Here is a 10,569-nt window from a genome sequence, read left to right as displayed (position 1 = left end):
GTGGTGGCCGCGGTCATGGTGGTGGCCGCGGTCATGGTGGTGGCCGCGGTCATGGTGGTGATCGCGGTCATGGTGGTGATCGCGGAGTGTGACGGCGGCGGTGGGGTGTTCGGGGTGGATGCATGGGAGCGCGCCTATGTGGTCGCTCTGATGGGTTCGGCGTCCGGTCTGTCCCTACAGAAGGACCCAGGTAGCACCGTTCCCACGCACACCCCCGCTCCCGACCCCTCACCGACCACGGAACGTAATCGCCGACCCCGACCCCGACCCCGACCGGGACTCGGACCCCGACCGGGATAGAACCGTGCGGACGTGGCAGCAGCGACGGTGACGACCGCGACGCGGTTCCACGGAACACCTTGATCACCGGTCGGGGGCCGGTCGGGGGCGGCTCGGAGGCGGGGTTGTGCGCCGGCCGGGAACCGTCCGCAGGCCGGTCCGGCACCGTTCCGATCTGCCCGAGAGGTACTTCGCCATCACCGGACCGGCCGTGGAGCCATCATCATGATCCATCAACCGGCATCGCGCATTAAAGATCAGTAGTTCTCCGCGCCCGGGACCTTTTCGTCTCGGATCTCATCGCGGGGCGCGGCAGATCCAATCAGCGGGGCGCGCCACACATCATCTGGCGTCGCGTAGGTACACACGAGATCTTCGGCCGGCCGTAGTTGCGCACCATGTGGTGACCGCCAGGTCCGCGAAGTGCGGACCTGGCGGCACCTTGGTTACGGGCGACGCCTGACTGCCCCGGCACAGGACGGCCGAGGCCACAGGGTCAGGACAGCGGGTGGTTCAGACGGAGGAGGAGGATCTTGCTTTTGATGCCGGAGTCGATGAGCTGACCATTGGTGTCGAAGGTGCCGAGGCCGAAGTCGTTGTCGTTGGCGACGGCGATGGTGCGGGGGCCGAGGACGGCGATGCCCTCGACCTTGTCGGGCATGCCGGGGACGGCTTCGAGGTCGACGGCGAGGCTCTTCGGCAGCACCTTGACGCCGGCCGCGGCCGGGTCGGCGAGGGATTCCAGCGACGGGGTGGTCGCGGGGTTGTCCCACGCGGTGCCGAGAATGTTCGTGGCCTTGCGCAGGTCGACGGTGTAGAGGCGGGCGACAGGGTCGGTACGCTCGTCGACGAGCAGGGTGTGCGCGTCCACGGCCGCAAGCGAGGAGATCTTCATTTCGGCGGGGTCACCGCCGACGCTCGGGTCGAAGGTCTTGACGTCCTCGAGGCGGTAGACGAACTCGCCGGTCACCTTGTTGGTGGCGGTGTCGAAGCGGAAGATCCGGGTGTTGCGGGACGCCTCGCCGGTGTCCTTGTCCGGCACCAGCAGCGGGCTCTGCACGGACAGGTAGAGGGTGCGGCCGTCCGGTGCGAGGGCGATACCCTCAAAACCGCGGTTGATCTTGCGGTTGGTGAGGATGGCGGGTAGCGACGCAATGACGGGATAGTCCGTTCCGGTCAGCTTCAGACCGGCGGGGACGTACCGGGCCAGCACCTTTCCGCGGGCGCTGATCCGCAGCAGGGACGGGCTGTACTCATCCACCAGCCAGAACTCGCCGCTGCGCGTGCGGACGAGGCCCTCCGTGTCCAGACCGTTCGGGTTGAGCGGAAGCTTCGTCTGGGCGTCCCAGGTGTAGGGAGTCTCGTCGTAGTCGTCGATGTTCGACAGACCGGTGACGGGTGCTCCGTGCGCGGTGGTGATCGGCAGGGCATCCAGGACCTTGATGGTGGAGCCCGCGACGCGCACCTTGAGGATGGCCGGGTCGAATCCGGGGACCGGGAAGGTCCGCCGGTTCTTGCCGTTCACCTTGATCTGCCCGTTGGGGCCGCGGTCGGTGACGGTCCAGAACTCGTTCGGCCGACCGGCCGGGTACAGATCGCTGCCGATGCCACCGAGGTCGACGCCGCGGTCGGCGTCCACCGAGCCGGGAATCAGGCCGTTGGAAAATTCCGCCAGTCCGGTGTTCGGCAGCGTCCCCGTCGCCACCACCGTCGGCACGGTCGAAGCGGCCCGCTCCGGCGCCGCCGACGCCACCCCCTGCCCGGCGACGATGCCCAGCGGCACCGTTAGTGCCAGCCCCGCGACCGCCCATCCGCGAAGTCGTCTCGACGCCACGACACTCCCCCCTGATTCCCGCATCGGAATCTCCCTCATTTTCCCAGGTAACAGCCGTCGACACGACCGAAAGGGGACGCTAGGGGCCGCCGATGGACGGCCGATGAACCGCAGCCGACCAGCAACCCTCCGCATTACGACTAACCGGCGCGATCCCGTCATCGGCGCAGCACAGAGCCCCGAGGCTGGGAACCACGACGGGGGCGCGAAAGGCTCGCCGGCGGCGAAGGGCTCGTCGGCGGGAGGTCAGCGCACCTGGCCGAGGCGGACCAGGCGCGTGGTCCCCGGCAGCACCGGCGCGTGGCAGTGCCCGCACACCATCTCGGGATGCAGCTCGGCGCCGCAGTCGTGCTCCCACCTGGTCGGCCCCGGGCCGTCGGTGACGTAGCGGTCGCCCCACTCCATCAGCCCGAGCATGATCGGCCGTAGCGCGCGGCCGGCTTCGGTGGGGATGTACTCGTAGCGCGGCGGCCGCTCCTGGTACTGCACCTTGGCCAGTACGCCGCGCTCGACGAGGGTGCGCAGCCGGGCCGAGAGAATGTCCCGACTCGCCCCGGTGTTGCGGGCGATCTGGTCGAAGCGGCGCTCACCGAGCAGCACCTCGCGCAACGCGAGCAGGCTCCACCGCTCACCGATGACCCCGAGCGCGTTGGCGATCGAACAGTCCCGCCCGGCACCGGCCATGGTGACCATCCCCTCGACCACACGTCCCGCCGACTCACCCCGGCCCTGCCGCCCGGACTCTGCCTCCCGGACAGTTCGGGCGTGAGATGTCGGTCCAATAATCCAACCTATCACCCATCCCGCCGGCACGACGCGGTAGACAGGAAGCCGAACCCACCGGAGGAGTCCAGCCTTGACCGTTGCAGGAGAGGACCGGCGACCCGTGCGGCGCCGCCAGGGCGGCGAAACGACGCTGAGCTGCCTCGGGCCGTCACCGGACCCGCCGTTCGAGCAGGTGACCAGCGCCGCGGTGGCGACGGTCACCGACGACGGCCGGCTGGTCGTCGCCGAGCTGACGCGCGGGCTGGACATTCCCGGCGGGCACGTGCAGCGCGGCGAGTCGTCGATCGACGAGACCGTGCGGCGGGAGGCGTGGGAGGAGGTCCGGGCCCGGCTCGGCGTCCTGCACCCGGTCGAGGTGATCGAGTCCGACTACTTCGGCGCCGACGACCGGACCTACATGGTGATCCGCACCGCCCGGGTCAGCGAACTCGGCCCCTGGGAGTCCACCCACAAGTCCGCCGGCCGGGTGCTGATCGAACCCGAGGACTTTCTGCGGCGCTACCGCGGCGGGGACCCGGCACTCATGCGCCACCTCGTGACCGCAGCCCTCGCCACCCTCCCTGCCCCCTGACCGATCCGGACGGTGCGAGAGTCGGCGTCAAGGTCCGGACGGCCCCATCTGGTGACTACTCAGGTCTGCCGAGGTCGGGCCGCGGCGATGTGACGCAAGTCTTGTGATATGCACTACAGTGATCGGTAGTGAGGTCACACACCGTCACTCGCGAAGTGGCGACAGTGAGAACCTCGCTACCGATAACTACATCGCGGAGGTGGAGCCATGTTCGGTCTGACGGTGCGCTTCGAGGTTCGCCCGGACACTGCGGACGCGTTCGACGCCCTCGTGGCGAGGACCGTGCCCCTCATCGCGGAACGGGAGCCCGGCACGCTGATCTACACGACGCACCGCGTCGCCGGGGACCCGAACGCCCGGCTGTTCTACGAGCTCTACCGGGACCGCGACGCCTTCGAGGAGCACGAGAACCAGCCGCACATGCACCGCTTCGTCGCCGGTCGGCAGTCGCTGCTCACCGGTCCGCCGCGCATCGAGTTCATCACCTTCACCGCCGGCACCGGCGTCCCCGTGGCAACCGAGGCATAGGACGAACAGGTCCGAACTCCGGACGAGCGCCGGGCGGGTCTGCGGGGCGGGTGCGCGCGGCGGGGGCAGACTGCGGTGGGTAGGCGGCGCCGGCGCGCCTCACCCGCAGCCGGCGGGCGGTGAACCTGCCGGCGCGGGTGAGCGCGGTCAGGAGCGTGACTCATGAGGATCGGATTCATCGGCCTGGGCGGGATGGGCACGGCGATGGCCCGCAACCTGATCGCCGCGGGTCACATGGTGCTGGTCTGGAATCGCTCCCCCGGGCCCGTCAACGAGCTGGCCGCGGCCGGCGCCGTCCCCGCGAGCATCGAGGAGGCGTTCGCGACCGGGACCGTGCTGAGCATGTTGGCCGACGACCGCGCCGTGGCCGAATGCCTGCTCGACCCCGCGGCGCCCGCCGGCGCCCTGCACGTAAACATGGCGACGATCAGCACCACCCTGGCCGAGCGGGCCGCGCGCGAGTACGGCGAACGGGGCCTGCGCTACCTCGCCGCGCCGGTGTTCGGCCGGACGGAGGCCGCCGCCGCGGGCAACCTCACCGTCGTGACCGCCGGCGCCCCGGCGACGATCGCCGAGGTGCAGCCGCTGTTCGACGCCCTCGGCCGGCGTACCTGGACCGTCGGCGAGGCGCCGGCGCACGCCAACCTGGTCAAGATCCTCGGCAACTACCTGATCGCCTGTTCCCTCGAGGCGATGGCCGAGGCGACGACCGTGATCGAGGCGGGCGGGCTGGACCCGGCCCTGTTCATCGAGGTGGTGACCGACAACCTGTTCACCGGCCCGGTCTTCGCCGGCTACGGCGGCATGATCGGGGCGAGGAACTACGAGCCGGTCAACTTCCGCCTGCCGCTCGGGTTCAAGGACGTCCAGCTGGCGTTGACCGCGGGCCAGGAACGCAACGTTCCCCTGCCCTTCGGGGGCGTGCTGCGGGACGCGTTCATCGATGCGCTCGCGCACGACCAGGGAGAACAGGACTGGGCGGCGGTGGCCGAGACCGCCCGCCGCCGCGCCGGACTCGCCTGAGGCGGGCTCGCACAGCCGGTCGCCGCGACAAGCCCAGAAGCCGTCACAGGATGCGGTGTGGCGGCTCGTGGGGTCGCAGGCTGAACGGCGACGAGTCCACCCGGTCGACCTGAGGAAGGCCGGGTGCGCACCCGCCGTCCCGGCCGACTCCACCGGTGCCCGTCGGCGGGCGCGCCGCCCGGTGCGTGCCGCCCGCCGACGAAATCATCGGTGAGCGACCCCGAGCCGTCCGCGGCCCGTCCGGCCCGCCCGGACGCTGGGCGCAGAGCAGGAATTGACGATGAACGCAGCATCGTCCCGCCGTCCCGCCCCGACCTCATGACCAGGGCCGTCACCTTCGCAGCCCTGCTGGTGACCCTGTTCGCGGCACACCAGCTCGCCGATCATGTGTTGGGCCAGACCGATGCCCAGGCCCGGTTGAAGACGACCCCGGGCCCAGCCGGTTGGGCGGCGCTGGGACGACACCTGGCCGCCTACCACGCGGTCGTCGTGGTGATGGTGGCGGTGACGGTGGTCGGGCTCGAGCTGCGGCTGTCCGCGTCAGGAGCCAGCGCCGGGCTGCTGATCTCGGTGCTCACCCACGCGTTGTGGGACCGCCGGACCGCCGTGCGCTGGCTGCTGACCAGGACGGGTGGCGGGAACTTCGCCAAGCTCGCCAGGAACGGGATGAACGGCATGTACCTGGCAGATCAGTCCCTGCACGCGGCGTCGCTGTGGTTGGCGGCGCTGGTCGCGACCCTGCTCTGACCTCCCGAGAGCCCGCGGAGGCGCTCGGTCGTTCCTAACTGCTCGACGCCGCGCCGCCGGATCCGTCCGACGAGCCCGCCACGCTCCAGGACACGTTGTCAACGCTGCCGGGCACGGACCATCGATCGTCATCAGCGCTGTCGCGACCGGCGTAGTCCCACGACGACGACCATTCGTCCGCGGTGGGTTCGGCGGCGAGGTCGGCGCCCGGCCAGTCGAACCCGCCACGGGCGAAGCCGAACGAGCCGCCGGCGGAGTGCGCGGACGCCGACCGCTCGGCGGCCCCGGGCGCCGGGACGAATGCCGAGCCGACAACATGCGGGATCACGAGCCAGGCAGTGATGTTGACCCCCATGACGACGAGGATGATGACAACCGGGACCAGGTAGCTGTAGGCGGGTGGGAGTACGAGCGCCAGGGTGACCAGCCCTCCCGCCAGGAGGGCGACCCCCGCGGCGACTGCGGCGAGGAACCGTGTCATAGGCATGTTCCTATCGCCATCGAGGTTGCGACGACCTCGATCGACGTTAACCCGACAAGCCTGAGGGGCGGTTTGGCGGTGATCATCCCGCTTGCTCCGTCCGTCCTCGGACGACGGTCACACCGCAGCGGTGAGGGGACGGCACCCGGTCAGGGCCGCCGGTGCGTGGTGACGCCTCGGCATCCCCCGCTGGCTTTCGATGACCCGCCCGGTCCACACCGGCGGCAATCACAGCATCTCGTCATCGCAGGGACACGAAGAGAATGAGGAAACCGCTCTCGATCCGAAGACGTGGACGGATCGTGTCCATTCGGCGCAGCGCCGCGGATCGCCTAATGCCTCGCGGGGCAGCCGGGCGAGGGCGCTCCGAGGCCGCTGACCGGACTGCACAGTCGCCGGCCCGACGGTGCCGGTCGGAACATCACCACGGATGCTTCGACCGGACGCCGCCGAGCTCGAGGATGCGACTGGGGCATCGCGGTTCGGGGACGGATGGGAACGACCCGGACACCTCAGCCGCGTCCTCAACCTACCTGCTCGATAGCCTTTAGTCACTGATCGATTACAGGCAGTTCTAGCGTACACCCCGTTTGAGGTCCCTGTACCCGTATGCCGCCGCCAGGCGGGCACCTTTCGTTGCGGAACGCCGATCGGGCCACATTGGATCATTCCCGGCCCGATCGGCCAAAAATCGAAGATTTCCCGGGGCCGCGGGGCCACTCGGGGGGATGTCGACCCCGCCACACATCGTCCGGGCCCGGCGCACTGGGGCCGCCACCTGGGTAGCAGCGACGTATGACACGCGGCGAAGCCACTCGATCCGCCGGACAGATCGCTACGAAGTGCGACTTGTGCATGCTGTCCCGTATTGGACAAAGGTTTCGTGATGACACCCACAGGGTGAGCATCGGGATTCCGGCTTAGTCTGATCGCTCATGAGCGGCGCGCCGGTCGGGGTGTTCGACAGCGGAGTAGGCGGTCTCACGGTGGCCCGCGCCATTCTGGACCAGCTTCCGCATGAGCCGTTGGTCTATCTCGGCGACACCGAACGGGCACCCTACGGACCACGCCCGATCGCCGAGGTACGCCGATACGCCCTCGAGTGTCTTGATCGTCTTGTCGACGAGGGGGTGAAGTTGCTCGTGATCGCCTGCAACACGGGCAGCGCCGCGTGCCTGCGCGACGCCCGGGAACGCTACAGCGTGCCGGTCGTCGAAGTGATCATGCCGGCGACCAGGCGCGCGGTGGCGGCCACCCGTAGCGGCCGGGTGGGCGTCATCGGCACGATCGGCACGATCAGCAGCCGCGCCTACGACGACGCCTTCACCGCTGCCGCGGGCGTCGACCTGACCGGCGTCGCCTGCCCCGCGTTCGTGGATTTCGTCGAACGGGGCATCACCTCCGGGCGCCAGCTACTCGGACTGACCGAGGCATACCTCGCACCGTTGCAGGAAGCTGATGTTGACACGGTAATACTCGGATGCACCCATTACCCACTGCTGACCGGGGTGATCAGCCTCGTGATGGGAGAGGGCGTGACGCTGGTGAGCAGTGCTGAGGAGACGACGAAGGACACCTACCGGGTGCTCGCGCGTGACCGACTGTTCCGGGATCCCGAGCTACCACCACCCAGTCACCGTTTCCTGACCACAGGTGACCCAACGCTGTTCACCCGGGTGGGGCGCAGGTTCCTTGGGCCCGAGCTCGTCCAGGTCTCGGCCGTGGCGTCCGGGGAGTCGTCCCCGTCCGCGCCGTCCGCGCCGTCGGCGCTGCCTGCCGCCAGGACCACGACCACAGCCGTCTGGACCGCCCGAACCGCGGCGGATCAGGATTCCTCCCAGCAGAGCCCGGTGGTGCCACGGTGAAACTGACCATTCTCGGCTGTTCCGGCACGTACCCCGGGCCGAACTCGGCCTGCTCGTCGTACCTGGTGGAGTCGGACGGATTCCGGCTCGTCCTCGACGCGGGCAACGGGTCGATGGGAGAACTGCAGCGGCACTGCGACCTGCGCGACATCGACGCGGTCCTGCTCAGTCACCTGCACGGCGACCACTGCCTGGACCTGGTGGCGAACTCCTACGCGCGGCGCTACCACCCCGAGGGCATGCCGCCCAAGCTCCCCGTCTACGGCCCGATCAACACTCAGGAACGGCTGTGCGGAGCATTCGAGAAGTGGCCGGACGACAGCCTCGCCGACATCTACGACTTCCGCACCATCGGCGCCGGCTGCCTGCACGTGGGGCCGTTCCGCATCGATCTCACCCGAGTGGCTCACCCGGTCGAGGCCTACGGCGTTCGGGTCGCCGCGGAGGATCGGGTACTCACCTACTCGGGCGACACCGGCGCGTGTGACCGGCTCGTTCGGCTCGCCCGCGACAGCGACCTGTTCCTGTGCGAGGCGTCCTTCCTTGACGATGAGGACAACCCGCCCGACCTGCACCTGACCGGCCGGGAGGCCGGCGAGCACGCGCGGAGGGCCGGTGTGGACCAGCTGGTGCTCACCCACCTGGTCCCCTGGGGCAACGCCGCCCGTTCGGAGGAGGAGGCGGCCGGCGCGTTCGGCGGGAACCTGACCATAGCCACACCCGGGGCCACCTTCGAGGTCTGACGCGGCCGGTCCGAGGCGGGCCGATAGTGTCGCGGGCGTGACACGAGTCGATGGCAGGAAACCGGATGAGCTCCGGCAAGTAACGATCCTGCGGGGCTGGCAGGAGCACGCCGAGGGGTCGGCGCTGATCAGCGCCGGCAAGACCAGGGTGTTGTGCGCCGCCTCGGTGACCACCGGCGTGCCGCGCTGGCGCAAGGGCAGCGGCCTGGGCTGGGTGACCGCCGAGTACTCGATGCTGCCGCGGGCCACCAACACCCGCAATGACCGCGAGTCGGTGCGTGGGCGGATCGGGGGGCGCACCCACGAGATCTCCCGCTTGATCGGGCGCAGCCTGCGGGCCTGCATCGACCTCGCTGCCCTCGGCGAGAACACCATCGCGATCGACTGCGACGTGCTGCTCGCCGACGGCGGCACCCGCACCGCCGCGATCACCGGCGCCTACGTCGCGCTGGTCGACGCCACCCGCTGGCTCGGCCGCCCCGCGGCGATCACGACAAGCATCGCCGCGGTAAGCGTCGGGGTGGTGCGGGGCGAGCCGATGCTCGACCTCGCCTACACCGAGGACTCCACCGCGGACACCGACATGAACGTGGTGTGCACCGGGGCGGACGGGTTCGTGGAGGTGCAGGGCACCGCCGAGGGCGCCCCGTTCGACCGGGCGATGCTCGACCGGCTGCTCGACCTCGCCATGTTCGGCTGCGCCCAGCTCACCGAGATCCAGGCCGAGGCACTGCGCGGCCCCGCGCCGGCGGGTCCCGCCCGACCGGAGGGGACCCGATGACCGCGAAGCCGACCGCCGCCGCGGACGCCGCGGCGGCGGAAGCCCCTACCGGCTCGTCGAAGCCGGTGCGGGTGGTGCTCGCCAGCCGCAACGAGGCGAAGCTGACCGAGCTGCGCCGCATCCTGGCGGCCAGTGACCTGGCGGTGGAGTTGGTGGCTCTCCCCGACGGCGAGGAGGTGGCCGAGACCGGGACCACCTTCGCCGAGAACGCCCTGATCAAGGCGCGGGCGGCGGCCGAGCAGACCGGCCTGCCCGCCGTCGCCGACGACTCCGGGCTCGCGGTCGACGAGCTGTCCGGCATGCCCGGTGTGCGCTCGGCCCGCTGGTCCGGACGGCGAGACGGCACCCGTGCCGAACGCGACGAGGCGAACAACAGCCTGCTGCTCGCCCAGCTCGACGACGTGCCGCCCGGGCGGCGCGGCGCGGCGTTCGTCTGCGCGGCGGCCCTGGTCACCCCCGGCGGCGTCGAGCGGGTGACGCACGGGGAGCTACGCGGGACCCTGCTGACCGAGCCCCGCGGCCAGGGCGGCTTCGGCTACGACCCGCTGTTCCTCGCCGACGGCCAGACCCGGACCAATGCCGAGCTGACCGCCGCCGAGAAGGACACGATCAGCCACCGCGGCCGGGCCTTCCGGGAGCTCGCCATCCTCCTCGGCGAGGTCCTGGCCTCCTGAGCCGGCGGATTCCCGTCTCCTCCCCCTGCTTGCCCGAGCCGACCGGGTGCACCCGGGGTCGCCGCTGCGTCGCCGTCCGCCCCATCGTGACCTCATCTGGGGTTGGTGACCAACCTCCAGCAACTCCAGCCCGACCGCCCTACACCCCCCAGCGCATGGACACCCCGGGTCCGGGGCCCCCGCAGATCGCCGAAGGCCCACTACGGCTCCCCCAGGAAGATCGCCGAAGGCGATCTGACGAAAACCCCGAACTGCCC

General features: G+C 70.3%; 11 protein-coding genes and 1 pseudogene. 9 read left to right on the top strand and 3 right to left on the bottom strand.

All coding sequences use genetic code 11. The features are described from left to right. Nucleotides 1–300 (top strand): annotated as a pseudogene (locus G6R25_RS25310) (hypothetical protein); the annotation flags it as partial. Nucleotides 301–775: 475 nt separating this feature from the next. Here G6R25_RS25310 and G6R25_RS17040 read toward each other — a convergent pair. Next, a complete protein-coding gene (locus G6R25_RS17040) occupies nucleotides 776–2,137 on the bottom strand; it encodes an esterase-like activity of phytase family protein (RefSeq protein WP_136448584.1) in 1,362 nt (453 codons plus the stop codon). Nucleotides 2,138–2,359: 222 nt separating this feature from the next. Continuing rightward, complete coding sequence (locus G6R25_RS17035) at nucleotides 2,360–2,806, bottom strand: winged helix-turn-helix transcriptional regulator (RefSeq protein WP_205447187.1); 447 nt, start codon at nucleotides 2,804–2,806, stop codon at nucleotides 2,360–2,362. 163 nt (nucleotides 2,807–2,969) lie between these two features. Here G6R25_RS17035 and G6R25_RS17030 point away from each other — a divergent pair, with 163 nt between their 5' ends. The 4 genes from G6R25_RS17030 (at nucleotide 2,970) to G6R25_RS17015 (ending at nucleotide 5,768) form a co-directional block, all read left to right on the top strand. Then, complete coding sequence (locus G6R25_RS17030; RefSeq protein WP_163553782.1) at nucleotides 2,970–3,470, top strand: NUDIX hydrolase; 501 nt, start codon at nucleotides 2,970–2,972, stop codon at nucleotides 3,468–3,470. 207 nt (nucleotides 3,471–3,677) lie between these two features. Then, nucleotides 3,678–3,998, top strand: coding sequence for a putative quinol monooxygenase (locus tag G6R25_RS17025; RefSeq protein ID WP_136448587.1), 321 nt, complete (start codon nucleotides 3,678–3,680; stop codon nucleotides 3,996–3,998). Between the two features lie 162 nt (nucleotides 3,999–4,160). Beyond that, entirely contained in the window at nucleotides 4,161–5,021 is an 861-nt protein-coding gene (locus G6R25_RS17020; protein ID WP_163553781.1) for an NAD(P)-dependent oxidoreductase, read from the top strand. A 210-nt stretch (nucleotides 5,022–5,231) separates the two neighbouring features. Beyond that, nucleotides 5,232–5,768, top strand: a complete 537-nt coding sequence (locus G6R25_RS17015) for a DUF3307 domain-containing protein (protein WP_235948794.1) — start codon at nucleotides 5,232–5,234, stop codon at nucleotides 5,766–5,768. Nucleotides 5,769–5,802: 34 nt separating this feature from the next. On the opposite strand, the gene G6R25_RS17010 is transcribed toward G6R25_RS17015, so the two are convergent. Beyond that, a complete protein-coding gene (locus tag G6R25_RS17010; protein WP_235948792.1) occupies nucleotides 5,803–6,255 on the bottom strand; it encodes a hypothetical protein in 453 nt (150 codons plus the stop codon). Nucleotides 6,256–7,184: 929 nt separating this feature from the next. Between G6R25_RS17010 and murI the strand changes: the two genes are divergently transcribed. Genes murI through rdgB form a run of 4 tightly spaced genes read left to right on the top strand, consistent with a single transcriptional unit; the run spans nucleotide 7,185 to nucleotide 10,312 of the window. Then, entirely contained in the window at nucleotides 7,185–8,114 is a 930-nt protein-coding gene (gene murI, locus G6R25_RS17005; protein WP_163553780.1) for a glutamate racemase, read from the top strand. Next, nucleotides 8,111–8,857 (top strand): MBL fold metallo-hydrolase, encoded by a 747-nt coding sequence (locus tag G6R25_RS17000; protein WP_163553779.1) that lies wholly within the window; start codon nucleotides 8,111–8,113, stop codon nucleotides 8,855–8,857. The genes murI and G6R25_RS17000 overlap by 4 nt, the downstream gene beginning before the upstream one ends. 37 nt (nucleotides 8,858–8,894) lie before the next feature. Continuing rightward, nucleotides 8,895–9,638 carry a ribonuclease PH gene (gene rph, locus G6R25_RS16995; protein ID WP_136448620.1) on the top strand — a complete coding sequence of 248 codons (744 nt, stop codon included), beginning with the start codon at nucleotides 8,895–8,897 and terminating at the stop codon, nucleotides 9,636–9,638. Next, the gene (gene rdgB / locus G6R25_RS16990) at nucleotides 9,635–10,312 is read left to right on the top strand and encodes an RdgB/HAM1 family non-canonical purine NTP pyrophosphatase (RefSeq protein ID WP_136448621.1); all 678 of its coding nucleotides are present in this window, start codon (nucleotides 9,635–9,637) and stop codon (nucleotides 10,310–10,312) included. Before rph ends, rdgB begins: the two co-directional genes overlap by 4 nt. Nucleotides 10,313–10,569: the final 257 nt, after the last annotated feature.

Origin of the sequence: Candidatus Frankia alpina (genome assembly GCF_902806485.1) — a bacterium.
GTDB lineage: Bacteria > Actinomycetota > Actinomycetes > Frankiales > Frankiaceae > Frankia > Frankia alpina.
This window is presented reverse-complemented; position numbering and strand designations above follow the sequence as displayed.

Coding starts and splice junctions, on each gene's coding strand:
- G6R25_RS17035 (WP_205447187.1), bottom strand. CDS start 2,806: ATGGTCACCATGGCCGGTGCCGGGCGGGACTGTTCGATCGCCAACGCG.
- murI (WP_163553780.1), top strand. CDS start 7,185: ATGAGCGGCGCGCCGGTCGGGGTGTTCGACAGCGGAGTAGGCGGTCTC.
- G6R25_RS17040 (WP_136448584.1), bottom strand. CDS start 2,137: ATGCGGGAATCAGGGGGGAGTGTCGTGGCGTCGAGACGACTTCGCGGA.
- G6R25_RS17010 (WP_235948792.1), bottom strand. CDS start 6,255: ATGCCTATGACACGGTTCCTCGCCGCAGTCGCCGCGGGGGTCGCCCTC.
- rdgB (WP_136448621.1), top strand. CDS start 9,635: ATGACCGCGAAGCCGACCGCCGCCGCGGACGCCGCGGCGGCGGAAGCC.
- G6R25_RS17020 (WP_163553781.1), top strand. CDS start 4,161: ATGAGGATCGGATTCATCGGCCTGGGCGGGATGGGCACGGCGATGGCC.
- G6R25_RS17025 (WP_136448587.1), top strand. CDS start 3,678: ATGTTCGGTCTGACGGTGCGCTTCGAGGTTCGCCCGGACACTGCGGAC.